Genomic DNA, 25,665 nt, shown 5'->3' on the forward strand with positions numbered 1-25,665 from the left:
TTCTCGCGTGGAAATTTTTCTCGTACGCTGCGCGCCATGACCACCCTCGACGTCGACAACCCGTACACCCTCGAATCCGCCTGCACGGTACCGCTTGCAGATGAAAAGCGCGTCAACGAAACGCTGGACCGGGCGCGTGGAGCCGCGCGCGCTTGGAGGGACACCTCCCTGGCCGAGCGCAAGAACCTCGCGGAAAAGGCCATTGCCGCCATGGAAAAGGCGGCGGACACCATCCCCCAGGACATCTCGCGCATGATGGGCAAGCCCCTCTCGCAGGCCCAAGGCGAGCTGCGCGGCATGGCGGATCGCGCACGCTTCATGCTCTCGATTGCGGAGAGCTCGCTTTCCGACATCGTGCTGCCACCGAAAGAAGGATTCGAGCGACGCATCGTTAAAGAGGCGCTCGGGGTCGTGCTCGATTTGCCTGCGTGGAATTATCCACTTCTCACCGCCGTCAACGTCGTCGTGCCCGCCGTGCTCGCGGGAAATTCGGTCATCGTGAAGCACTCGCCACGGACACCGCTTTCGGGCGGCCATTTTGCGCGCGCGTTCGAAGAGGCGGGCGCGCCTCCTTACCTGGTGCAGGCGCTCGATTGCGATCATCCCACGAGCGAGCGCGTCGTCGGCGACCCGAGGGTGGACCACGTCGTGTTCACTGGCTCGATTTACGGCGGGCATCGAATCGCTCAGGCTGCTGCTGGCAAATTCATGCACGTGGGCTTCGAATTGGGGGGCAATGATCCGGCGTACGTCGCTGCCGATTGCGATTTTGAAAAGACGGTGGAATCGGTGGTCGATGGCGCCATCTACAATGCAGGTCAGAGCTGCTGCGCCGTCGAGCGCGTTTTCGTGCATCGTTCGCTGTATCCCCGATTCGTGGAAGCGTGTGACGCACTGGTAAGCGCCTACGTGCTCGGCGATCCGATGGCGCCCGAGACCACCCTGGGGCCGATTGCGCAGCCCAATCACGCGGCGGAACTCGAAGCACTGGTCGAAGACGCCCGCGCGTCGGGCGCGAAGGTCGTGCGCGGTGGACGCACCACCCGCGTCAACGGCAAAGGCCGATTTTTCCAGGCTACGTTGGTCACCGACGTTCCGCGCACTGCAAAGTTGATGACGGCGGAATCCTTCGGTCCGATTCTCCCCATTTGCGCAGTGGATTCCGACGAAGAAGCCCTCGAGCGCATGAACGATTCGCAATTGGGCCTCACGGCGAGCGTGTGGACGAGCGACCGCGAACGCGCCGCACGTTTGTCACGAAAGCTCGATTACGGGACGGTCTACATGAACCGATGCGACGCGCTCGATCCAGCGCTGCCGTGGATCGGTGTAAAGCAATCGGGACGTGGACACAGCTTGAGTGCGCTCGGTTTCGATCAACTGACGCGACCGAAATCGATTCATTTTCGCCTGAAATTCTAGCGGTTTTCTCGTCCGCGCGGCACGTAAGTAAGCACGTGCCGCGCGTGCGCGTCCGATGCGCGCGGTCAGCGAAATGTTTCAGCCTCGAGAGAACTTCCGTGCTTCGGTCGTTTTCTTTGTGAAGGTCTCGCTGGGTGGCCATTCACATGTTTGAAGGCCGACGACGAATCCTGCTAGACAGCACGACGCGTAATTGGCATTGTGCCGACTCATTAGAAGCACCGCTTCATTCTGAAGCACCACAAGGCGCACCGCGATAATACGATGTTAGGTTCTTTACCAACATCCGCGCGTCGTGCGGCCCATTACTACACAAGGAGACCTCCCATGAGGAAGATGTCAGCGAAGTTGGGGTTGGTGGCGTTGATTCTTGGCTCGTCCCTCGCGATGGGTTGCTCTTCCAGCGACGATTCGTCCGGCGACAACACCGGAAAAGATACCTCGGCGCTGGTGAAGGGGCATGTAACCGCGAACGGTAACGGCCAGATTTCGTTGGGCCTCGCGGGTGCCGCGACGGTCAACGCAGCAGCAAGCGTGAATATCTCGACAGTCGTCGACGGCGTCATCAAGGTCGTTGCGACGGCGAAGGTGGACGCGGGTGGTGAATTCACCCTCAAGCTCCCGGCCGATCTCAATGCGAAGATCGTGATCGTTACGGCGCTCGATATCAACGGCAACGCGATCGGCTCCTCGATCCTCGAGCTCAAGGCTGACGCCAACGTGGCGGGCAACATCTCCTTCGCCGCCCCGATCTCGACGGAGACGTCGCTCGAGGCGAAGGCTCTCCTCGACCTCCTCGTCCACGCCAAGATCGACGCGAACCTCGCGGTGCAGGTTGCCGCGCAGCTCCACGCCGCGATCGACGCGAACCTCTCGGCCAAGCTCGCCGCGGCCATCAACGCCGGCGCGAACATCGACATCGTTGCCCACGCCCTCGCGAAGGCTGCCGTCATTGCGAACGCCGCGCTGACCGCCGAGCTCCAGGCCCACGCGAACCTCGACATCGACGCGCTGGTCAAAGCGCAGATCGACGCGTGCGCATCGCTCAACGCGCAGCTCGACGCGAACGTGAAGGCTGACGCGAGCGTCAAGGCTGACGCAGTGGTCAAGGCGAACCTCCAGGCCAGCCTCGACGCGACGGCCAAGCTCGACGCCTCCCTCAAGGCGAACCTGAATCTCGACGCGAAGGTCCTCGCCGACGCGAAGGCCCACGCGAACCTCGTCCTGAATGCGGCCCTCGACGCGGCCCTCAAGGCTTCGATCGATGCCAAGGTCGACCTGTCTCTCAAGGCGGACGCGAAGCTCACGGCGGACGTCAAAGCCAATGCCCACCTCGAGATCAAGGCGGCGGCCGATGCCCTCGTCAAGATTCTGACCGACAAGGGTCAGGGGAACCTCGTCACGGCGGTTCTGCAGGCCTGCGCAGCGGTTGACGCGAGCATCGAAGCCAGCGTCGACATCAACGCGGTCATCGAGGCACAAGCTCAATTCGGCGCCCAGATCGACGCGGCCGTCCGCGCCGAGCTGAAAGGCCTCCCGATCCTCGGCGACATCCTCACGGCGGTCCTCGACATCGTCGGTCACCTGAATGCGAACCTCGAAGCCAAGCTGAAGATCTGCCTCTCCGCGAACCTCGGCGTCAAAGCCGACCTCGACCTCGTCGTCGACGCCATCGCGGACATCAGCCTGAAGCTCGATCAGGGCATCCAGGTCGACGTGAAGGCCGAAATCGACGCGGCGCTCAAGGGCCTCCTCAAGGTCGAAGCGAACGTCAGCCTCGAGTGCAAAGACGGTGGTCACGGCGGTGGCGGTGGCGGCACCAAGTGAGTGGACTCGCAGCACCCCTGAAGCAGCATATGTAGTTAGGTAGTTGCCAATCCGGTTGTCTCAGTAAAATCGGCCGGATCTTCGGGCGCCTCACCCGAAAGGTCCGGCCGATTGTTTTTCCATCGTTCATGTACGTGCAAGCATCCTTTGGGCGGATGTTTCACGCATGAATGATCCGTTTGGAACCGGCATCCAAGCTCACGCTGTTCGTTACAAAAGACGTTCGCTCCGTTCCGACGGACGACGGGAGCTTGGATCCGATGATGATGAAGATTGCTATCGATGGAGGAAGAGCCGTGCGTGACAGCGCGATCAGGCTTCCACCGGTAGGAAGTGTAAAAATATTTTCGCACTCATAGTGTCGTGTTGCGGTTGCGTTTCTGCCGCACCGAGCTAGGTTGGGTGGACAGTCGTTCGGCATGCTGAAGGCACATCCGAGCGCCGCTCGAGGTGGAGTCACCTTCCTACGGGATGGCCCACCGGAATGGCGCATACGTGCCATCGGCTGCAGAGCGAGAGCAGTACATGTCGGTCATTGGTCGACATGTTGGTCATTGATAATTTTGTAACGGCTGACAGCAATTGTCCGTCATTCGTGATCATCCGAATGTCACGTTGCGGCTGCTCGACAATCCCAGTTTACCGATTGGATTGGCCCGAGCGGCGAGGCACGCAGCGTGCAATTCACAACACCACGACGAATTCACGAAGTCGGATAACTACGCATTACGCAGACAATTGAATCAGCGAATGGGCCGCTCGAGGCGCGGACCATGATCGCCGGATCATTCGCAAGCAGTTCGCTGGAATGGCGCGGCGGGACATCGCTGGTGATAGGCAGTTTTAACCCCTGAGATTCAACTTAACGCCCAATTAAGGAGCGAACTCATGAAGAAGATTTCTTCGGCGTGGAGCATGCTGGCATTGGTTCTCGGAGTTTCCGTGGCCGGTTGCTCTTCAGGGTCGGACGATTCGGATACAGGAAAAGACACGAAAACGGGAGATTCCGCTCTCTCGATCGTGAATGGCCACATCACGGCCGATGGTTCGGGAAGCGTCGATCTGGGTTTGGCCGGATCGAAAACATTGGACGTAGCCAAAACCATCAACATTTCCAAACTCGGTGCCGCGGGTGAGTTGACCAGTGTGGTCACCGCTACGCTCGACGCCAGTGGTGGATTTACCGCAAAACTTCCGCTGGATGCGAAAGTGCTCATCGTGCAAGCACTCGACGCATCCGGCAAAATCGTAGGGTCGTCCATTCTCGAAGCAGCAGGAAAAGCTGCAGGACAAGTGGTCCTGGCGGCGCCGATATCGACCGAATCATCGATTGAAGCGCAAACGCTCATCGATATTTCTGGCTCGCTTTCCGCGGCACTCTCTGGCTCGGCTTCGCTCAGTGCAAGCCTTGCAGCCGAGGTGCGCGCGCTCGTCAGCGCCGATCTCGCAGCGTCGCTCTCGGCGGCGATTTCTGCGGGCGCCGACGCCAAAGCGATCATTCACGCGGTGGCCAAAGCCGCGGTGGTGGCGTCGCATGCCCAAGCCCTCACCATCTCGAGCCAGGGCGTGAGCCTGGACGTGAATGCGCTGGGCGAGCTGGAGGCCAGTGCGGCGCAGGCGCTCAATGCGGTTCTGGAGGCCAAAGGCTCGATCGACGCGGCGGCCAAAGCGTCGGCACAGATCTCCGCGAGCTTGGACGCTGCCCTCAAGGCAACGGGCTCGATCTCCGGATCGGCCGTGGCGGAACTCTCTGCGCAAGCGCACGCCGCGGCGAACCTGACGTTCCACGCGTCGTTGCAGACCTCCCTCAAGGCTTCGCTGGACGCGGCGGTCAATGCGTCGGCGGAGCTCAAAGCCTCGCTCGAAGGGGCGATTTTCGCCTCGCTCAAGGCGGCGGCCAGCCTCGAGGCCAACCTCACGGCGAAGGCCATCGAAGCCGTCATCAAGGCGAGTGGCAGCGCCGAAGGTTCGCTCAACGCCACCTTGAGCGCAGCGCTCGAGGCCACGGCGAAGCTCGAGGGATCCATCTCGGGCGCGGTCGATGCGGCAGGCATTGCGCAAGCCCGCGCGGACTTCGTGGGTGAAATCACGGGAAGCATCAAGGGCTCGGCGTCCGGCACGGGTGGTCTCGTCACCTCGCTGCTCGGCACCCTCGCGGGAACCGCAAAGGCAACCATCGACGGCGTCATCAAGGCCAGCTTCGACGCCACCGGCACCGTCGAGGGCAAATTGAGCGGAACACTCGATGCGAGCCTGGAAGCTGCCCTCAAGGCGGTGGCCGACGTGAACCTCGACGCCAGCGGATCGGTGTCGGGCAACCTCGATGCCGCACTTTCCGGCGTGATCAAGCTGTTCGGTGACCTGTCGAAGACGCTCGACCTGAAGGTGCCGGACCTGACGAAGATCACGGGCGTGACCCCGGATCTCGCCAAGGCGATTACGGATCTTCTCACGATTACGCAAGGCACGCTCCGCGGCGTGCTGCCGCTGAACGGCGGGAAGTAGTTCCGGCGTAGAAGAACGAATCGAACATCGAGGAAGAACGAATCCCCCCGCTGGGATTCGTTCTATCCTCTTTTTGTATTTGGATATCCGTCACGCTCGAGTTGCACGGAGTTCATGACGGTGAAGGGCTTCGGCGGTAGCCTCGCGGGCCATGAGCACGCGCCTTCCCTTGCTGGCTGCGCTTTTCGTGCTTGGTGCGGGACTTCCAGGCTGCGGCGGCTGCCGGGGGACGAAGGCGACGCCGCTCGAACACGTCGAGGCGCGGGTGGAGCCGCTCGATAGGCCAGGAACCGCGCCCCGCGTGTACGGACGTCGGGGGGACCTCGTTCTTCACGGCACCCGCGACACGTCGATCACGGTGGCCGCGGTGGCGGACCTTCCCAACCATCGCCCGCTGCGCGGTTCGATCCTCGACGTGGGGCTCGCCGGCGCGGGACCGTCGGATCCTCTCTTGTGGTGGCGCGCCGCATGGGTCGATTCCGGGCAGAAGCTGCACCCGCTGATCGCGACCGAGGTGAGCCCGCGGAAGTGCCCCGAGGGCAGCGATGGGGTGCACATCGAGGGCGACGTGGACGCGGTTCATCTCGCGACGGATCTTTGCGCGCTCGCGGACGGGGGCTACCGCGTGACGACGTCCGCCACGGGATTGCCGGCGGGCGCGACCCTCGCGGACGATTTGAACCCGGGCCCTGCCGACGCGGTGATCGATCGGGTGGGCGCCGAGTGGCAGGGAGACGAGACCACGCGCTTCGTGGTGCTCGCGGGGTATGGCATCGGTGTCGCGCTGCAAGCGACCGGAATGCGTGCGCGAAGCCGGCGCGTCCGCGCCACGGGGACGATCTCGCCAGCGCCCATCACCTTGCTCCATGAAGGTGCGGAGGCGACACGGATCCTCCATGTGGTGCACGGTGACGCGCTCGACGCGTTGGGTACCCTTCCCTTCGCGACGCGCACGGCCCGCATCGGGCTCGCCGATGGGCGCCCGGGATTTCTCGCCGTGCGCGACAACGCCGATCGGGTCCTCGCCAGTGGTGTACTTCCCGCGGGTGGGCCGCGCACCCTCAAGCTGACCGAGGGGCTCGGAGAGACGCTCACCGTGCGGGACGCCGATGGCGTGCCAGCATCTCGCGCCGTGCCCATCGCAGAGGCGGCATCGCCCGCGCTGCTCTCCATCCCATCGGGGCGCGTGGCGTTGCGTTTCATCGATGGGCGCGACGCGCCCGTGCCGGTTCACGTGATCTTCCGCGGCCTGGAGGGCACGCCGGATCCCACGCCCGAGGTGACGGGGCGGGCGTACGCCGGCGGACGCTCCGTGTACTTGCTCGATGGATCGGGGACGGTGCACCTCGCGCCGGGCAGGTACAAGGTGACGGCGACGCACGGTCCGACGTATTCGCTCTCGAGCAAAGAGATCGACGTCGCACCCGGCGGTGAGCAAACCGTGGCCGATCGCCTGACGGCGGTGGTCGACACGCACGAGTGGACGGCGGCGGACTTCCACTTGCACTCGGAGCCGAGCCACGATTCGTCGGTCTCGCTGCACGCGAGGCTCGCAAGCCTCACGTGCGAAGGCGTCGACCTGGCGGTTGCCACGGATCACAACCATGTGACCGACTACGAGCCGGTGGCGCGCGAATTGAACCTGACCTCGCGGCTCGCCACCGTGCCCGGGGCGGAGATCACCTCGGCGGGCGCGCGGGTGTGGGGGCATTTCAACGCTTTTCCATTGCCGGCGGCGGGCGACGCGGCCCCCGAAGAAGCAACGCCGCCGTATTACGAGATCCTCCCGAGGGAGCTCTTCGCCAAGGCGCGGGCCGCAGGTGCGCGCGTGGTGCAAGTGAACCATGCGCGCATGCCGCCGAACATCGGGTACTTCGATCTCGCGCACCTCGATGCGGCGACGGGGCGCGCCGATGCGGACTTCGCCGACGACTTCGACGCGCTGGAAGCGTACAACGGCTTTTGGATCGAGAGCCCCGATCGCGTGCGCGAGGGGGCACGTGACTTGGTCGCACTCGCGCGGCGCGGCCGGCGGCCCATCGCCACGGGAAACAGCGACTCGCATCGGCTGCTGTACGAAGAGGCGGGCTACCCGCGAACGTACGTGCACACGCCTTCCGGCGCGGCCGCCGATCGCGCGGTGCGCACCATCGATGCGATGCTCACGGGCGACACGACGGTGAGCTCTGGGCCCTTGGTGGTGCTCACCGTAGAGGGAAAATCGCCCGGTTCCGTCGTTCGGCCGAACGCGAAGAACGAGCTTCGCGTCAAGGTGCGCGTCTTTGCACCGGCCTGGGTGCCCGTCGAGACGATCGAGGTGTGGCGCGACGACGAGCCCGTGCAGCACTTCCCCGCGGGCCCTGCGCGCGATGGTCTGCGCTTCGAGCGCGAGACGATCGTGAAAGGAGTGGACACCGATGCAACGATCCTCGCGTGGGCCGAAGCACGCACGCCACTCGGCGACGTGCTGCCGAACCCCAATGCACGCGCCATCGGTTTTTCTGGGCTCGTCTACGTCGATGCCGACGGCGATGGTCGCGTGAACGTCCCCTCGAAACACTGAGCACAGCGCACCCCGAATGACGCTTCTTTGCCTACAGAAGCGCGAAGCTCACGCGATCTCGAGCTTGGAACGATTCATCCATGGAGCTAGGTTGGTGGAAAAGGGTACGTGAGGCATGAGGGTTTGGATGCTCGCGTACGCGTCGAAGGGGGAACGTAGACATGGGTGCAGTACTCCCATTGTGCAGGGCTTTCTTTCGTAGCGGGGGAGCGCTGATGCTTGCATGCACAAGCGCGTGCATGCTGTCGTGGGACACGTCGTCGTCTCAGGCGGGGCTCGATGCGGACCGGAAGATCCTGGGGACGATCTCGGGCCTCGCCGGCTCGGGTTTGGTGCTGACGAACGCATCCGGTGACGAGGTGTACCCCGAGCCCGGTGCCACATCGTTCGAGTTTCCGATCCGCAAAGGCCAGAGCTACGCGGTGACGGTGAAATCACCGCCCCGTTCGCCGGTCCAAAATTGCGTGGTGGCCAACTCCGTGGGCACGGGCGACGGGCAAGACGTGACCAACGTCGTCGTGGTGTGCACCACCCTCGGCTTCACCGTGAATGCCGAGGTGCGCGACTTGATGGGATCTTTGGCCCTGTCGAACGGCGTCGACACCTTGGTGGTGCAACGCGACGGCGTGCAGGCCTTCCCGCCACTGCGAAAAGGACAGAGCTACGCGGTGACGATCGCGTCGCAGCCGAGCAACCAGCAATGCACCGTGACGGGTGGAAGCGGCGTGATGGACGAAGCGGACGTGGTCGTGCCCATTCGCTGCATCGATTCGTTCGTCGAGGGATTCGACGCCTCGCCGGTGCTTCCGTCGGGCTGGAAGGTGGCCCTCATCACGGCCTCCGGCAGCACCCTCTGGCACGTGTCCAACGACGGCGCCGACTCGGCACCGAACTGTGCGCGCGTCTCCGGAGCGGCGACCACGCTCGACATGGCGCTGGTGAGCCCTGCGATTGCGATCGTGGGTGAAAACCCGCAGGTGAAGTTTCGTCACGCCTACATGGCGGAGGCCGGGTACGACGGCGCCGTACTGGAGATTCAAGTCGAGGACGGGGCCTGGGTGGACATCGAGGCCGCGGGCGGGAGCTTTTCGTCGGCCGGCTACACGGGCATGATCACCAGTGGGTTCGGCGTCCGGCCCCCCCTCGCCGGCCGAAATGCGTGGACCGGAAACTCCGGGGGCTACGTCACCACGGTCGCCAATCTTCCGCCAAAATTGGCGGGAAAGAAGGTGACCCTGCGATGGCGCTGGGGAAACGATGGCAGCGGCACGGCTGCGGGGAGCGGCTGGCGCATTGACAATGTCGCCGTCTACCGTTGAACATTCGCGCATGCAGACGCGCATGAGGTTGGTGCTTGCGGTGTGTGCCGTGACGTTGGGCACCAGCTCGGTGGCTTCCATGGCCTGGGCGCAAACGGGGGATGCGGCTTCGGCGCAGGCGCTGTTCGACGAGGGGCAGGCGCTGATGAAGCAGCGCCGCTTTGCCGAGGCGTGCGCGAAGTTTCAGAGCAGCCATCGCCTCGAGCCCAGGCCGGGCACGGCGCTCAACCTGGCCGACTGCTACGAGGCCAACGGGCAGACGGCGAGTGCGTGGGCGCGCTACGTGGAGGCCTCGGAGATGGCGGCACGCGAGAACCAACGCGAGCGCGAACGGTATGCACGCGACCACGCGAAGGCGCTTTTGCCGAAGCTGGCCAAGCTTTCGGTCAAGTCGAATGGGCTGCCGTCCGGTGCGGTGGTCAAGCGCGACGGGGTCGTGCTCGACATGGCCATGCTGGGGAGCGCGGTGCCCGTCGATGCGGGCGAGCACACCGTGGATGTCGAAATCGGCGGAAGGCCGGTGTGGTCGACCAGCGTGAAGGTTGCACCGTCCACGAGCGCCGAGGTGCAGGTTCCCGACAAGAACGATCCGCTCTGGGCGACCGCGGCCGCCGCAGCGCCACCACCGGCGCCGACCAAGGACGCCGAGCGACCGGCGCCCGCGGCGACGAACGAACCCGTATCTCCCCCGCCCCCGGCCAAGACGTGGTCGACACAACGGACGCTCGCCGTGGTGGCGGCCGGCGTGGGCGTGGTGGGGCTCGGTGCGGGCACCTTCTTTGCGCTCAGCGCGAATTCGAAGTGGTCCGACGCAAAGGATCAATGCCAGCCCAATGGCTGCCCGCGCGACAGCGTCGACAAGGGCAACGACGCGCGAAGCCAAGCCAACGTGGCCACCGCGGCCTTCATCGTGGGGGGTGTGGCGCTGGCTGGCGCGGGGGTTCTCTGGTTTACCGCGCCCTCGTCGGAGCGTGGCGCGGGCGTGGGCATCGTCCCGATGGGGGATGCGCGCAGCGGCACCGCCGGCCTGATGGCGCACGGCCGTTTCTGAGTCGCGTCTGTCGCGTTTACTGACGCGACTTGAGGACGCTTTCCTTGAGGTCCTTCGTCTCCTGCGTCGGACGCGGGCGCGGCGTGGCCGGCTTCTCCGTCTTCTCCTTCGCCACCGACGCGGCGGGCGGAGGCTCCGGGGCTTGCTGCGCCGATGCCGATGCCGGCGGCGGCGGTGGTGCGGGAGGCTCCACGGTGATGACCGACGCGGGCGACGACGCCGAGGGCGCTGCATGCGTCGCGGGTGCCGGCTCGTGCTTCTTCGCGAACACGGCCACCACCGCACCGACCACCGAGAGCGCCACCACGACGCCGACGAGGATGGCCACGGCCACCGGCCATGGAAAACGCTTCTTTTGGCCCGATGCCGTGACCGCCGAAACGGCGGAGTGGGTCTGCATCCCCACCGTCAACGGCGTCTGCGTGAACGACGTCGCATTGGGCGGCAGCTTGTAACCCGTGAGGCGCACGGCACGTTCCACGCTGCGGTTGGCGTGCCCCGTCCCAAATGGCGCAATGGCCACCGCGAGTTCGGCCACCGTCGCAAAGCGCTCGTCCGGATTTTTGCGCAAGCACCGCGAAATCGCCTCGTCGAGCACCGGCGGCACGTGCGGCATCCACGCGCGCAGCGGCACGTGCTGCTGCAGCAGCACCGCGGCAACCATTTCCGCCTCGGACTGCGCCTGAAAGGGCCGTTGGCCGGTCATGAGCTCGTACAGAATGGCCCCGAGCGACCAAATGTCCGTGCGCCCGTCGACGTCCTTCGGCGAGCGGCATTGCTCCGGCGATGCGTAAGCCGGTGAGCCCAAGAACGCCGTCGTGCCGGTCATGGCCAGGCGATCGCCCGACTCGTCGAGCGCGTTCTGCGCCTTGGAAATGCCGAAATCGAGCAGCTTGACCACACGCTCGCCGTCGGCGCGGTTGGCCAAAAAGAGATTCGCCGGCTTGAGATCGCGGTGCACGATGCCGAGTTGGTGCGCCTCGGCCACCGCATCGATGGCCTGGAGCACGTAGTCGATGGCCACCGCCGGCGGCAGAGGACCGTCCTCGGCCAGCACCATCTTCAGGTCGCGCCCCTCGAGGAGCTCCATGACCATGTACGGCGAGCCCGTTTCGAGCTTGCCCACGTCGATCACCCGGGCCACGTGCTCACTGCGCAATCGGCTCGCCGCGCGCGCCTCCTGCATGAAGCGCTCGACGAGGGCGGGGCGGTGCACCTGCTCGGCACGAATGAACTTCAGCGCAACGTGCTGCCCCAGATCTAGATTGAGCGCTGCGACCACCATGCCCATGCCGCCGTGACCGAGCAACCGCTCGACTCGGTACTTCCCGAGGAGGACGGTTCCCGCGGGAAACGTTTCATTCGGCAGTTGCATGGCCATGCTTGGATCTTTCGTCCCAGCGTGAATCATACCGTACTGTGGGCCGCATGAGATCCGACCCGCGCATTTTCATCAGCGGCCCCCTCCCCGGCCGCGCCGTCGAGCAGGTCCAAGAGGCTGGAATCGTCGTTTTGGGGAAGACAGGCGTCGGTGTGCGCGACGAAGAATTCCTCGCGGAAGGGGCCTCGTTCGCGGCCATCATGACGCTGCTGACGGATCGGGTCGACGCGGCCCTGCTCGAGCGCCTCCCCGCCCTGCGCCTCGTCGCCAATGTGGCCGTTGGAACGGACAATATCGACCTCGCCGCTTGCGCCGCACGCAACGTCGTGGTGACGAACACCCCGGGCGTGCTCACGGAGGCCACGGCCGATTTGGCCTTCGGGCTTTTGCTTGCCGCCTCGCGCCGCATTGCCGAGGGCGATCGCATGGTTCGTTCGGGCGGTTTTCAGGGGTTTCGCTTCGATACGTTGGTCGGCGCCCCGGTGCATGGCTCGACGTTGGGCATCGTGGGGTTCGGGCGGATCGGCCAGGCCATGGCCCGGCGCGCGCGCGGCTTCGGGATGCATGTACTCTACACGCAGAGGTCGCGCTTGAATCCGAACCTGGAGCAAGCGCTGGGCGCAACGTACGTGTCGATGGAGGAGCTGTTCGCGCAGTCCGACATCGTCTCCCTGCATTGCCCGCTCACCGAAGAGACGAAAAACCTGGTGTCCGCGAAGCTTCTTTCAACGATGCGGCCCGGATCCATTCTGATTAACACGGCACGGGGGGCCTGCGTCGACGAGGCGGCGCTGGCCGCGGCCCTGCGCGAGGGACCGCTGGGGGCGGCCGGGCTGGATGTGTTCGCCCGCGAGAGCACCACTTCTGTGTCGATCGACACAGAATTATTGGCCTGCAAAAACGTGGTGTTCACGCCCCACATCGCCAGCGCAGACCTCGCCACCCGCGTGGCCATGGCCGAAACGGCGGCGAAGAACCTGGTGGCGTTCTTCCAGGACGGAAATCCACCGAATGTGGTGCGCTACTGACTTAAAGACAATAACCGCCGCCGCAGCTACCATGGAGGGTGCCATGACCGACACCGTGAAGTACCCGCGCCTTCTGGAACCTCTCGATCTGGGGTTCACCACCATCCGAAATCGCGTGCTCATGGGATCGATGCACGTCGGCTTCGAGGATCGGAGCGCGCGCTTCGATAAGTTGGCGGCGTACTTCGCGGCGAGGGCACGCGGTGGGGTCGGCATCATGGTGACGGGCGGCTTTTCGCCCAACCGCGAAGGGTGGCTTTACCCCTTCGCGTCCAAGCTCTCATCGCCTGGCGAGGTGGCGCCGCACCGGGCCATCACCCTGGCCGTGCACGCGGAGGGCGGGAAAATCTGCCTGCAGCTGCTCCACGCGGGCCGATACAGCTACCACCCGCTGTCGGTGTCGGCGAGCGCGATCAAGTCGCCGATCAACCCGTTCAAACCGCGGGCGCTGTCGGAGCGGGGCATCCGCCGCCAGATCGACGACTTTGCCAACGCGGCGGCGCTCGCGCGGGACGCCGGCTACGACGGCGTCGAGATCATGGGCTCGGAGGGCTACTTCATCAACCAGTTCACCTGCCGGCGCACCAACCGGCGCACGGACGCGTGGGGTGGCTCGGTGGAGAACCGCACGCGGTTGCCGGTGGAGATCGTCGAGCGGGTGCGCAAGGCCGTGGGGCGGGATTTCATCGTGATTTATCGGCTGTCGATGCTCGATCTGGTCGACGGCGGCAACACGTGGGACGAGGTCGTCTACCAAGCGAAGGCCATCGAGAAGGCAGGGGCCACGATCATCAATACGGGCATCGGCTGGCACGAGGCGCGGGTGCCGACGATTGTCACGTCGGTGCCGCGGGCGGCCTTCACGTTCGTGACCGAGCGGCTGCGCAAGGAGGTCCGGATCCCGGTGGTGGCGACGAACCGGATCAATCGGCCCGAGGTGGCCGAGGAGCTGCTCGCGCGCGGTGCCTGCGACATGGTGTCGATGGCGCGACCGCTGCTCGCCGATCCGGAGTTCGTGCGCAAGGCGGCGTCGGGGCGCGAGGACGAGATCAACACGTGCATCGCGTGCAACCAGGCGTGCCTCGATCACACCTTCAGCATGAAGACGGCCTCGTGCCTGGTGAATCCGCGGGCCTGCCGCGAGACGGAGCGCTCCTTCTTGCCAGCGGTGCCCGCGCGTCGTTCGCGGCGGCTGGCCGTGGTGGGCGCGGGACCGGCGGGGCTGGCCTTCTCGGTGGAGGCCGCGCGGCGAGGACATGCGGTGACGTTGTTCGAGGCGGCGCCGGACATCGGCGGCCAGTTCAACATGGCGAAGAAGATTCCCGGCAAGGAGGAGTTCGTCGAGACGCTGCGCTATTTTCGGCGGCAGCTGGAGTTGTCCGGCGTGACGGTGAAGCTGGGCACGCGCGCGACGGCGGACGAACTTTTGGGCTTCGACGAGGTGGTGCTGGCCACGGGCGTGACGCCGCGCATGCCGCGCATTCCGAACATCGAGCATCCCAAGGTGCTGTCGTATGTCGATGTTTTGCTGCACGAGAAGCCGGTCGGAAAGACTGTGGCCATCGTGGGTGCGGGCGGCATCGGCTTCGATGTGGCGACATACTTGACGCATGCCACGCACGCGCACTCGTCGACCTTGGATGCGAAGCGGTGGCTCGCCGAGTGGGGCGTGGATCCCGAGGTGCACGCGCCGGGCGGTGTCGAAGGTGTGGCGCGGCAGGAGTCTCCGCCGACACGCAAGGTGTACTTGCTCCAGCGAAAGAAGGAGTCGCTCGGCAAGGGGCTCGGCCGCACCAGCGGGTGGGTGCACCGTGCGGCGTTGAAGGGCAAGGGCGTCGAGATGATCCCCGGCGTGAGCTACGACAAGGTGGACGATGCGGGGCTGCACATCACGGTACGTGGCGCGCCTCGGGTGCTCGCCGTCGACAACGTGGTGATCTGCGCGGGGCAAGAGCCGCTGCGCGCGTTGAAGGAGCAACTGGAACAGCGCGGGGTTCGCGTGCGGGTGGTCGGCGGCGCCGACGTGGCCGCGGAGCTCGACGCGAAGCGGGCGATTCTGCAGGCGACGGAGCTGGCGGCTTCGGCGTAACTAACGGATGGGCAGGCCGAGCTCGCGCAGCTCGGCCTCGCGGAGCGGGAGCTCTTCGCTCATGAAGTACTCATCGAGTGGCGGCGGCTTCGCCGACGTTCCCGAGAGCATGGCGTGCACCTGGCCGCGGTGATGGATCTGGTGCGTGGACAGGTGCAGCAACGTGTCGGCCACCGTTTCACGCTGGATGTGATCGACGCGCTCGAGCTCGATTTTCGTGGCAAGATCCGCCTCGGTGAGCCGGTCGACGAAGGCGACGAGCCGCAGGTCCGACGCCCGCTGCGCCGCCGCGAGCCCGGCGACCTCGGGAAAGCCGCGAAACGGCATCCGGTCGGCAAAGAGGCTGCGCCCCTTCCCGCCCCGTTCCAACGCGTCGACGTAGTACCAGTCCACCGTCAGAATGTGGTTCAACGTCTCCGGGATGGACGGAAAGAAACTCGTCCGAGCCGCCTCGTACTCCTCCCGCGACAGCTGCGCACAGACCCTGTGCAAGCGGAGATTCGACCAAGCATTGTTGGCCGCAAGGCCACGAAACAGAGCCAGCGTGTTCATGGTCTTCACCTGCTTCTGCAGCAGTCCTAGTCGCACACGAACAGGGTGGGCTGAGAGGGACTCGAACCCTCGACCTACGGATTAAAAGTCCGCAGCTCTACCGACTGAGCTATCAGCCCTTTTCGCAACCGGCGGACTCTATTAGCCGCATCAGGTCGGAAACACCACCCGAAAGTCGCTCAGCCCCTGAACAAATGAGATCTTGAACGATCTTGCGGGGGCCGAGCGGCAGGCGCGCTCAAGAAGGTGCAAGCCGCGGGTGCGGCCGCGGCCCCATGGTCCAGCACGGAGGAACGAAGAATGAACATCGGGATCATTGGGACGGGGATGGTGGGCGAGGCGCTGGCAACCAAGTTGGTCCAGCTCGGGCACGCCGTGAAGATGGGCGCGCGGTCGGCGACGAACGAGAAGGCAGCGGCGTGGGTGAAGAACGCCAGCGGCAACGCGAAGGGTGCATCGCACGGGACGTTCGCGGAGGCTGCAAGCTTTGGCGAGGTGGTTCTCAATTGCACGAGCGGGGCGGTGTCGCTCGAGGCGCTGCAGGCCGCGGGGCCGGAGGCGCTGCGCGGCAAGATCCTCATCGACGTGGCGAACCCGCTCGGAGCACCGGATCACGGACTTCCCATTCTCGGGCTCGCGGGCAAAGACTCGTTGGGCGAGCAGATTCAGCGTGCGTTTCCGGAGACGCGGGTGGTCAAGACGCTCAACACGATCAACGTCGACGTCATGGTGAATCCGCGCGCGATTGCCGGTGGCGACCATGCGCTGTTTCTCTGTGGAAACGATGCCGCGGCCAAGGCCTCGGTGCGGGAACTTTTGGCGACCTTCGGGTGGAAGGAGTTCATCGATCTGGGCGATATCACCGCGGCACGCGGAACGGAGTCGTACTTGCCGCTCTGGCTGCGGCTCATGAAGTCGCTGGGGACGGCGGCGTTCAACATCAAGGTCGTGCGCTGAGTTCCTCGTGAAGGCGGCGCGCTCGGCGACCGTATTCTCCGGGGGTCATGCCCTCGATGCGCTTGAAGTGGCGATTCAAGTGGCTCTGATCGGCGAAACCCACCGCGGTGGCCGTCGCCGCCGCCGTGGTGCCCGCTCGAAGAAGAAGGCGCGCGTGGTGGATGCGTAGAAGCACCTGGTAGGCATGCGGCGGGAAGCCGACTTCGCCGGTGAAGGCGCGTACCATGGCGAACTTGTTCATCCCGACCAGCGCCGCCAATTCATCGAGGGGCACCTCCCGCGCGTAGCAGGCGTCGAGGTGCTCCTTGAGCGTGCGCACGACCTCGTACTGGCCGGCCTTTTTCTTCGCCAGGGCATCGCGGCGGTGCTGCGCGAGGAGCGCCTGCGCCTTCGGCTGCGTGGCCTCGTCCGGCACGTAGATGCGCACGCACAGATCCGGCGCGTCGCGCGTGCTCAGGTTTTCGGCCTGGAAGACCAGCTTGCCGAGGGCGCCCTTGTTGAAGACCTTTCGGCCCGAGGCCAGGAGCGGCTGCAAAGGTTCGTGCGTCCAGAAAGTTTGGAACTCGGCGCTGCGCGGCAAGAGCAGCTCCGGCACCTCGAGAAGCCATGGGTCGGCCGGCGATGCTTCGATGGCCGCGCGCAGTTCCTCCACGGCCGCACGGGCCTGCTCCTCCCAGTTGTCCATGAGCTCGCGCACGTCGGGCTGCGTGAAGAGGAACACGAACGAGTTTCGCCGCTCCGGCGCGATGGTGGAGCAGCGAAAGAGCGCTTCGCAGGCCTCGTTCCAGGCGAGAACGTCGAGCCGCCGGCCGGTCACGTACGCCGGGTAGAGCGCGAGACCATCGAGCAAGCGGCGCAGGCTCGCGGGCACCGGCTCGGCGCGGACGGTGGCGAGGGCGAGCGCTTTGCCCAGGCCCGCCAGCTCGAAAACGCGCGCCCGCGGGCCCGGCAAGAGCTCGAGGGCGTCGCAGATCCAACGCAGCGCCGTGGCGGAGAGGCCGATGTTGCGGCCCTCCTCCACCCAGCCGTACCACGAGGCTCCGACCCCTGCCCTCTCGGCGATGGCCTCCGGGGTGGCGCCGGCGCGCACGCGCGCCTTGCGCAAAAGGTCACCCAACGTGCGGCGCGGGGAATTCGGTGCGTCGGTCACCCACGCATCATCGCATGTACGTCTTCACCACGTCGATCAGCTCGCGGGCGGCGCGCGACTTGGCGTTCTTGCCGTCGGGATCCACCATGTGCGAGCGGACGTGCCCCTCGAGCACCTCGGCGGTGAGGCTCCCGATGGCACCGCGGCACGCGGCGAGCAGCTGCATCACCTCGCCGCACTCGCGCTCTTCTTCCAAGGCGCGTTCGACGGCCTCGATTTGGCCTTTGATGCGACGTACGCGCTGCAGGAGCTTCACTTTGTTGCGTGCTGTGTGGGCCATCGCCATATACTATACCCCCCATGGTATCTTTGGTCGATAGGCTCCGTCACGAACACGACCACGGCGCCCGGGCTTCGGAGCACGAAACGCGCACGCGATGGGTCGTTGCGCTCACGTGCCTCATGATGGTGGGCGAGCTTCTCGTCGGCTATTGGAGCCATTCGCTGGCCCTCACCGCGGATGGATGGCACATGGCCACGCACGCCGGGGCGCTGGGCATGGCCTCGTTTGCCTACTGGTTCGCGCGCACGCGCTCACGCGAAGCGGTGTTCAGCTTTGGAACGGGCAAGGTGCACGCACTGGCGGGCTACACGAGCGCCGTTCTCCTGGCGGTCGTCGCTCTGTGGATGATGTACGAGTCGGCGGTGCGCTTGCGCGCGCCCGTGCCCGTGGCCTTCGGCGAGGCGCTTCCCGTCGCGATCGTCGGGCTCCTGGTAAACCTCGCCAGCGTCAAGCTTTTGGATCATGGCCACGATCACGATCATCATGACGACCATGATCACGATCACCATCATGGCGATCACAATTTGCGCGCGGCCTACCTGCACGTGCTCGCGGATGCGTTCACCAGCCTGCTCGCGATTTTCGCGCTGGTGGGCGGCAGGTACCTGGGTTGGTGGTTCCTCGATCCGTTGATGGGCGTGGTGGGCGGCGTTGTAATTGCACGGTGGAGCCTGGGGCTTTGCCGTGGGGCGGCGAAGCAGCTGCTCGACATGGTGCCTTCGCGGGAGCTCGCGGCACGGGTGCGGAAGCACTTGGAGGAGGTGCCGGGAACGCGCGTGGTGGATCTTCACCTGTGGGAGCTGGGCCCGCATGCGCAGGCGTGCCTGGCCACGGTCATCTCGGAGGAGCAGCGTTCACCGCTCGACTACGGCGAGCTGCTGCGGCAGCGCGAAGGGCTCGCCCACGTCACCATCGAGGTGCATCAAGCTTGAGGGGCCTCGGCCGCCTTCACCCGACGGCCGCTCACCAGGACTTCTTCGCGACCGGATTCGTCGACGCGGCGCACGAGGCGGTAGGTCGTGTTGCCCTCGGCGCGGGCGACCTCGGGGGCGGCGATGAGCAGCTGCAGGTCCAGGTTCTGGCATAGGTCGAAGAGGACGCCGAGGTTGTCTTGCGAGAGGCGGTTGGCCTCGTCGAGAAAGAGAAACCGCAGCGAGCCCGTTTCGCGCTTTTGGTGGAGCAGGTTCGCATCGCGCTCCCACTCGGTGAGGATCACCATCATGAGCGCGGCGCCAACCCCGATGGCCTCCCCGGTCGAAAGGCGCGTGGGCGAGGCGGATTCCCAGCCGGGCGCGCCTTCACCATTGCCCGAGGCGGCATGCGCTCCGGCGCTGTTGCGCTGGATTTCCACGCTCAGCTCGAGGTATTCGCGGTAGTCGAGGATGCGCTGGCCTCCGGTGCGGCCGCCGCCGCCGTAGCGCCGGAAGATCTCGTTGAGCGCTTCTTCGATGGGCAGGGTCGTCTGAAAGAGCAGCTCTTGGACGGCGCCCTCGCGCAGGGCGCGGAGGATCTGTTCCATCTTGTCGATGCGCTTCATCTCCACGCGAATGGCGCTGACGTTTCCGAAGCGGATACCGTGGAGACTTTGATTCAGCCTTCGCACTTGGCTCTTCGCGCGGCGGAGGCGCACGTCGATGCCGCGGGCCACGTCCTCCGAGGCGCCGCGCAGATCGGTCTCTTGGCGACCGAGGCGCTCTTCCAAAAGAGAAAGGTGGTCGCGCAAGCGCAGGAGCGCCTCCAGCGGGTCCTCCACCTCGGCTACTTGGGGCGGGAGGCATCGCTTGAGAACGTCGCGCACGGTGAGCCAGGCGTCGAGGTAGGCATTGGCATCGAGGAACTCGCCCACCTGCGCCGCGCTTTCGGCGTTGCCGCGCGAGCCGCGGAGGCGGTCGACCAGGAGCTCGCCCTTGCCGCGCGCCTCGGGCCAGAGGTCGGCGCTCGACCGGCCGCGGTACGAGACGGCCACCCGCGACGAAACGGCGTGTGAGAGGACCCCGGCTTCCGAGGCGGCGCGCTCGAGAAGGGTCCACTGCTCGCGCGCCGGCAGGACCTCTTTTTCCACGGCGGTGGCCTGCGATGCGGCCGACGTGGCGCCGCGCTGCGCCTGCAGACGGCGCTCGTCGAGCAGGGCCAGATCCGTGGCCAGCCGGCGTTCCTCGTGCTCGAAGACCTTGCGCTCGGCTTCGATCTCCGCGATGCGCCGGTTCGTCGCGGCGGCGGCTTCCTCGGAGAGATCGCTCAGGCCTTCCGCGGCGAGTTCGACCGCCGCGCGCTCGTGGTGCGCACGAACGGCCATGTGCTCGGCATCGGCCTTCTGCTGCACGGTGGCGGCCCGCTCCCACGCGGCTTCCGCCGCGCGGAGCGCCTGCTCCTCGGCCTCCAAGGCGGCGCGGGCGTTCTTGCGCTGCTCCTCCAGCGCCGGCACGATGGCCTTTTGCTCGGCCAACGCGCGCTCGGCATCGGTAAAGCGGAAGGCGGCGCGGTTTTCCACCACCTCCGCCAGCGCGGTCAGGGCCACGAACAGGCGATCGCGCTCTTCGTCGAGCTCGCGGCGACGCGCCTCCAAGGCGGCCCGCTCGTCGTCGGCCGCGAGGGTCGGAGGGTGACGCAACACCTCCACGAGCTCCGCCAAGGTGCGGCGATCGTCTTCGGTGCGCCGCAGCTCCTCGCGCGCACTCTCGACGGCGTCGCTTTGCGACTCGAGCTCCGCGGTGCGGGCGGCGTAGTCGGGCGGCGCCAGGAGGTACGCGTCGCCGAGAAGCGCGCGCAGGGCGGCGATGCGCGTTCGAAGCGCGCCCTCGCGCTGCCGCAGGGCGCGCACCCGTGACTCGGCCTCGTCCTCGAGCTGCGCGAGGGTGTCCATCTCGTGGCGAAGTTGCGCGAGGGCCTCGCTTGGATCGCCGCCCTCGAAGGTCGACCAATCGGCGGCGAGATCGTCGGCGTCGCGCTTGGCTTCGTCGAGGCTGCGCGCCCGGGAAAGGGTGGCCTCGATGTCGCGCTCGAGGCCCACGGCCTCCTGGCGCAGCTCGGCGGCGCGGCGTTCGCGGGCGCGACGGCCGAGCGACGGATGGTCCGGCACGCGTGTCACGCGGATGCCGAAGGACTCCTGGACGAACACATCGTCGCCGCGCCGGGTGGGCTTTCGCTCGTCGAGCCCCAGCGCGGCGTGCGCGTTCACCAGCAGAACGCTGTTCATGGTGCGCGGGTACTTCGACAACGCCGCCGCCGCGCCCTCGGGATCGTCGACGATGAGCGCGTTCTCCAGCGGCCCCAATTGCGCTTGCAGCATGGCCGCCTCCTCCGGGTCGAGCTCCTCGAAGCGGCTCGCGAGCAGCTCCGCATCGAGTTCGTCGCGAAGGCTCAGAAGGTCCGCATCGAAGGCGCCGCCGGCGGCGTCGAGCGCGTTGGCCTCGCGCAGGCGCGCCTCGTGGAGCTCTTTCTTCTCGGTCAGGGCGGCGCGCTCGCGCTCGGCGTCCGAGGCGAGTCGATCGCGCGCGGGCGCGATGCTTTCGCGGCGGCGAAGGGGCATCTCGAGGCGCTTTTCCAGCGCTTCCAGCTTGGGCGCGCCGGCGGCCCACCGCTCGGCGCGCCGCGCGAGCTCGGTGGCCTCCGCGCGCAGGCGACGGAGCGTGCGCTGCGTCTCCTCGCGGCGCGTCGATTCGGTGCGCAGCTCGTCTTCCGCGGCCCGAAGCTCGGTCTCGGTGGCGTCGAGGTGTCGCTGGACGGCGTGCGCCGGCGCCTCGTCGGGGCCGGGCTCGATGGAGAGCTCGAGCGCCCGTGCGCGCGCCTTCGCCTGCTGCTCGGCCAGCCGCCGCGCGCGCGCCAGCTCGGCCGCCGTCTCCGTGGGCCGCTCGACTGACGTCTTCAAGTCGGCGAACCGCGCGAGGGCGGCGCGCGCTCGGTCGTGGGCGCCTTCGGCCGCGGCGTTGCCCGCACCGGCCGTGAGCGCGGCGAGCGCGCGAAGGGCGCGATCGTATTCCTCCTGCCGCACGGCGACCGATTCGCGATCGCGGTCGAGCCGCGAGCGCTCCAGGTCGACTTCGCCGAGGCGCGCGCGCGTTCGCTCGAGGGCCCCCACGACGGCATGTTCGTCCTCGGCCAGCGCAAGCTCTCCGAGGGCGGTGCGCGCCTCCTCGAAGCGGCTTCGCACGCGGCGGTGCGCATGCGCGTTGCGGTGGAGCTCTTCGAGGCCTTTCTCGAGATCGCCCACGCCAGTGGCCGCGCGATCGTAGGCATCGCGCGCCCGATCGCGTTCGAGCCTTCGCGCCTCACGCGCCTTGGTCGCGACCTCGTAGGCCTCGCGTGCGGTGCGTGCGTCTTCGGCTTTGCGTAAGAGCTCGCGTTCCAGCTCGGCGATGCGAAGGTGCACGCTGCGGGCGCGCGCCATCTTGCCGGCGCGAACGTGGGCCTCCTCGAGCAGGCGCTTCGTTTCGGCGAGACGGGCGGCAAAGAGCTCGTGCTTTTGCTTCGCCTCGGCGATGTCCGCCTCCAGGCCGCGCACGCCGCGGGCGGCCTCCGCCGAGGCGGCGCGAGCCTCCTCCAGGCGCCCGGCGGCCTCGTTGGCACGCTCGCGGGTCGCGGCCACCGCGGCGGCGAACATCGCCTGGCCCGCATCGAAGATGCCGCTGATCTCGTGCTCGAGGTGGCGAGACTCGCGAACCTCCGTGCGCGTCCGGTTGCACGCATCGAGGTTGCCTCGCATGCGCGACAGCGTGTCGGAGAGGCCGCTCTCTTCTTTGAGCAAGAAGGAACGAAGCTCCGTGGTGAGCGCGCGCGAGATGCCGCCGGTCATGCTCGTGCGGAGCATCTCGTTCAGCTTGTTCCGGTCCTCGTCGGTGGCCATCCGCAGCGGCGTAATGCCGTGCTCGAACAAGGCGGCGAAGTACTCCTTGGCGGTCGCGAAGACGTCGATTTTGCCGGCGAGGCGCGCCACGCCCTCGCGCAGCTCCGTGAGCTCGGGCACCTCGTCGTGCTCGCCGCGCGACAAGAGAAAGAGTTCCTTCAGGCTGCCCTGGAGGTCGACGTCTTTGATCAAGAAGGGCGTGAGCACGATGGTGGGCTCCGCCTTTCGCTCGAGGTGGACGCCAGCGATGAACTTCTTCGGCCCGACCTCGATCTCCAGCGCCGCATACGACGGGCGGCCTTGCTCACCCAGGCGCCCCCAGATGCCGCGGTCGCCGCCGGTGGCGCTGCTCTCGCCCAGGTTGGTGAAGCGCAGGCGCGTCATGTCCGGCAGGAGCACGACGTAGGCGGCGATCATCACCGTCGTCTTCCCTGCCCCGTTGGCGCCTTCGAGCGCTGTCACGTGGCGATCGAAGAGGTAGCGCTCGTAGAAGACTCCCTTCCAGTTCACCAGGGCGAGCGCGGTCGCCCGCGCCCGCATCATGATGGGTCACCCGATTCGTCGTCGGGGGCGGGCTCGGACTCGGACTCCGATTCGGATTCCGACTCCGACGCGGATTCCGATTCCGATTCCGAATCGGGTTTGGATTCTGGCGCGGATTCCGACGTGGGTTCGGATTTGGGCTCTGATTCCGAATCGGACTCCGATTCTTCTTCCGAGGGGTCCTCCTCGGCCAGAACCAGTTCGCCTTCGGCCACCAGACGCGCGAGGGCGGCTTCGGGGGCCTTCGTTCCGCGGACCGGCTCGGCGAAGCGCATCAGTGCGGATCGCAAGCGAATGCGATCCTCCTCGACGACTTCCACGAAGCCCAAGGTGGCGAGGCGGCGCAACGCCTCGGCGACCTTGTTTCGCACCGTCTCTTGGGCGACGCGCTCGTCGTATTTTTTTCGCTTCGGGTTCATCACCCGCACCAGTGCATCGGCCCCCACCACGCCCGCCAGGTGGCCGAGCACCTGCTCGCGGGTCACCGTGCCGCCCTGCTCGAGGGTCGCCGGCTCCAAATAGAGAAGCGTCAGCGCTTGCCCCACCAGCATTTCGCCGGACGAAAGGTGACGCTTGCCGAGCGCGTCCCCCGTGGGAAGCAGGTAAAAATAGCCATCGCTTCGATGAATGAGCTCGCACCCGAAGCGACGGTACAGCGGCTCCAGATGATCCTCGGCGTCGACGAGGAACGTGTACCAGGCCACGTCGTCCCGATCGATGTGCCGCCCGCGTCGCAGCGCGAGATCCACGTCGGGGTACGCCTCGTCGAGGATGACGTCCTCGAGCCGCACGAACCGCGGGCTGCCGTCCGAGCTCACGAGGCCTCCTTCTCGGGCTCGGCGGCCACGCGCACCGTCCATTCCTCGATCATGAGGCCATCCTGCATCGGCACCCACGCGCGCTCCGCCATCCCCTCCGGATCGCCCAAGCGGGCCACAGCCTGCGCCACGCGGCCGGTGGTGACGAAGCGCTCCTCCTCCGCCACCTCCGCGATGACCCGTTCCGTGACGGTGCCCAGCGCACGCGCCCCGTCGGCGATCGCACCGCGCACGCGCTCCTCCAGAATCGCCTGCGGATTCTCCGCCGGCGCATCGGCGAGGCCTTGCTCGCGCTCCTTGCGCGGACGGCGCACGGTCGGCTTCTCCTCCGGCGGGATCTCCACCTCGCGCAGAAGACGAATCGGCGGCGCACTCGCCAAGGTCAGCGCAAACTGCTTGCCCGCCGTTCCCGCCAAGTGCTCGCGCAGGCGATGCGTCAATGTGCGCGCCGGATCCAGGCGAACCACATCGCGCAAGTAGCGGTGCACGTATTGGTAATACTCGGACCACGCTCGCTGCCGCGCCGATCCCCAGGCGGCAATGCGGTCCACCTGATCGACCACGGTGCGTGCCGCCCCCTCGGCATCGGCCACCCCGGCCTCCGCGGCCACCTCCTGGACGTCTTGAAGCAGCGACTGCAATTGGTGCGTGTCGCGCAGCAGGATCTGATTCAGCTCGCTCAAGGTGCCGCTGCTCGACTCGAGGAGCTCCTGGCATCGCGCCACCGCCCCGAACCAGTCCGCGTGGAGCAACCCTGCAATTTCGCGCTGGAAGTCCTCCTGCTGCAGGTCGAAGCCGCACTGCCGGCGCTCGATGCCGTTGGCCAGATCGCCCATGGTGACGCGCAGCGGGCTGATGACGCCCATGCGCCACTCTTCCTCCGTGCGCGCCGACTTGGCGGCGGTGAGGATCTCGCCCAGGCCCACGAGAAGGCTGCGCGTGAGCACGGTCAGGCTATCGCGCGTGAGGGTGTCGTCCTCGAGAAAAAATTCGATGATGCCGTTGGCCAGGCGGGTGAGCGCGTATTCGCCCGCGCGAACGATGCCGGCGCCGTCGACCCGCGCAATCATCCGCTGCTCGCGCAGCCTGCGAATGGCATGCGTGGAGCGTCGCTGCTTCGCGGGCTGCCCTGGTTCGGCGGCGGCCGCCATCACGGCCTCCACCTGCTCGAACACGTCCGCCAGCTGCTCCTCCGAGAAGGACGTCAGGGCCGCGTTCTCGGCCTGCAGATGAAGCGCCGCGAGAAAGCACAGGTCCAGCGTCGAAAGATCGAGCGATGGCCCGCGCTGGGCGAGCGAAGCAAGAACGCGGTTCGGATTCACGGCCAGGAGACC

Annotated in this window: 17 protein-coding genes and 1 tRNA gene; 10 read left to right on the forward strand and 8 right to left on the reverse strand. The window is 66.5% G+C overall.

All coding sequences use genetic code 11. From position 1 onward, the window contains the following. Window positions 1–36 precede the first annotated feature (36 nt). The 6 genes from LVJ94_22305 (at window position 37) to LVJ94_22330 (ending at window position 10,687) form a co-directional block, all read left to right on the forward strand. Complete coding sequence (locus tag LVJ94_22305; GenBank protein ID WXB09949.1) at window positions 37–1,422, forward strand: aldehyde dehydrogenase family protein; 1,386 nt, start codon at window positions 37–39, stop codon at window positions 1,420–1,422. A 327-nt stretch (window positions 1,423–1,749) separates the two neighbouring features. Then, entirely contained in the window at window positions 1,750–3,249 is a 1,500-nt protein-coding gene (locus LVJ94_22310; protein WXB09950.1) for a hypothetical protein, read from the forward strand. 888 nt (window positions 3,250–4,137) lie between these two features. Then, window positions 4,138–5,754: a hypothetical protein gene (locus LVJ94_22315; GenBank protein ID WXB09951.1), complete on the forward strand. Its 1,617-nt coding sequence runs from the start codon at window positions 4,138–4,140 to the stop codon at window positions 5,752–5,754. Between the two features lie 151 nt (window positions 5,755–5,905). After that, entirely contained in the window at window positions 5,906–8,317 is a 2,412-nt protein-coding gene (locus LVJ94_22320) for a CehA/McbA family metallohydrolase (protein ID WXB09952.1), read from the forward strand. Between the two features lie 215 nt (window positions 8,318–8,532). After that, window positions 8,533–9,636 (forward strand): hypothetical protein, encoded by a 1,104-nt coding sequence (locus LVJ94_22325; GenBank protein ID WXB09953.1) that lies wholly within the window; start codon window positions 8,533–8,535, stop codon window positions 9,634–9,636. A gap of 22 nt (window positions 9,637–9,658) precedes the next feature. After that, complete coding sequence (locus LVJ94_22330; GenBank protein ID WXB09954.1) at window positions 9,659–10,687, forward strand: tetratricopeptide repeat protein; 1,029 nt, start codon at window positions 9,659–9,661, stop codon at window positions 10,685–10,687. Between the two features lie 16 nt (window positions 10,688–10,703). Here the strand turns inward: LVJ94_22330 and LVJ94_22335 are convergent, their stop codons facing one another. Beyond that, window positions 10,704–12,068, reverse strand: a complete 1,365-nt coding sequence (locus LVJ94_22335; GenBank protein WXB09955.1) for a serine/threonine protein kinase — start codon at window positions 12,066–12,068, stop codon at window positions 10,704–10,706. Window positions 12,069–12,115: 47 nt separating this feature from the next. On the opposite strand from LVJ94_22335, the gene LVJ94_22340 reads away from it, so the two are divergent. Further along, window positions 12,116–13,096, forward strand: coding sequence for a D-glycerate dehydrogenase (locus LVJ94_22340; GenBank protein ID WXB09956.1), 981 nt, complete (start codon window positions 12,116–12,118; stop codon window positions 13,094–13,096). Between the two features lie 55 nt (window positions 13,097–13,151). After that, window positions 13,152–15,185, forward strand: coding sequence for an NADPH-dependent 2,4-dienoyl-CoA reductase (locus LVJ94_22345; GenBank protein WXB10742.1), 2,034 nt, complete (start codon window positions 13,152–13,154; stop codon window positions 15,183–15,185). Here LVJ94_22345 and LVJ94_22350 read toward each other — a convergent pair whose 3' ends face one another. Beyond that, entirely contained in the window at window positions 15,186–15,737 is a 552-nt protein-coding gene (locus LVJ94_22350) for a DinB family protein (GenBank protein ID WXB09957.1), read from the reverse strand. 46 nt (window positions 15,738–15,783) lie between these two features. After that, window positions 15,784–15,856: transfer RNA gene (locus LVJ94_22355), tRNA-Lys, on the reverse strand. 181 nt (window positions 15,857–16,037) lie between these two features. On the opposite strand from LVJ94_22355, the gene LVJ94_22360 reads away from it, so the two are divergent. Continuing rightward, window positions 16,038–16,694, forward strand: coding sequence for an NAD(P)-binding domain-containing protein (locus tag LVJ94_22360; protein WXB09958.1), 657 nt, complete (start codon window positions 16,038–16,040; stop codon window positions 16,692–16,694). Here LVJ94_22360 and LVJ94_22365 read toward each other — a convergent pair. After that, window positions 16,678–17,844 carry a helix-turn-helix domain-containing protein gene (locus LVJ94_22365; GenBank protein WXB09959.1) on the reverse strand — a complete coding sequence of 389 codons (1,167 nt, stop codon included), beginning with the start codon at window positions 17,842–17,844 and terminating at the stop codon, window positions 16,678–16,680. The genes LVJ94_22360 and LVJ94_22365 overlap by 17 nt on opposite strands. Window positions 17,845–17,851: 7 nt before the next feature. Next, complete coding sequence (locus LVJ94_22370) at window positions 17,852–18,124, reverse strand: metal/formaldehyde-sensitive transcriptional repressor (GenBank protein ID WXB09960.1); 273 nt, start codon at window positions 18,122–18,124, stop codon at window positions 17,852–17,854. 20 nt (window positions 18,125–18,144) lie between these two features. Between LVJ94_22370 and dmeF the strand changes: the two genes are divergently transcribed. Continuing rightward, the gene (dmeF, locus tag LVJ94_22375) at window positions 18,145–19,059 is read left to right on the forward strand and encodes a CDF family Co(II)/Ni(II) efflux transporter DmeF (GenBank protein WXB09961.1); all 915 of its coding nucleotides are present in this window, start codon (window positions 18,145–18,147) and stop codon (window positions 19,057–19,059) included. Here the strand turns inward: dmeF and mukB are convergent. Genes mukB through LVJ94_22390 form a run of 3 tightly spaced genes read right to left on the reverse strand, consistent with a single transcriptional unit; the run spans window position 19,050 to window position 25,653 of the window. Then, window positions 19,050–23,513 (reverse strand): chromosome partition protein MukB, encoded by a 4,464-nt coding sequence (gene mukB, locus LVJ94_22380; protein WXB09962.1) that lies wholly within the window; start codon window positions 23,511–23,513, stop codon window positions 19,050–19,052. The two genes, dmeF and mukB, sit on opposite strands and share 10 nt — an antisense overlap. Beyond that, the gene (locus LVJ94_22385) at window positions 23,510–24,331 is read right to left on the reverse strand and encodes a chromosome partition protein MukE (GenBank protein WXB09963.1); all 822 of its coding nucleotides are present in this window, start codon (window positions 24,329–24,331) and stop codon (window positions 23,510–23,512) included. The genes mukB and LVJ94_22385 overlap by 4 nt, the downstream gene beginning before the upstream one ends. Beyond that, window positions 24,328–25,653: a condensin subunit MukF gene (locus LVJ94_22390; protein ID WXB09964.1), complete on the reverse strand. Its 1,326-nt coding sequence runs from the start codon at window positions 25,651–25,653 to the stop codon at window positions 24,328–24,330. The genes LVJ94_22385 and LVJ94_22390 overlap by 4 nt, the downstream gene beginning before the upstream one ends. Between the last annotated feature and the right edge of the window lie 12 nt (window positions 25,654–25,665).

This window comes from Sorangiineae bacterium MSr11367 (genome assembly GCA_037157805.1).
Taxonomy (GTDB): domain Bacteria; phylum Myxococcota_A; class Polyangia; order Polyangiales; family Polyangiaceae; genus Pendulispora; species Pendulispora rubella.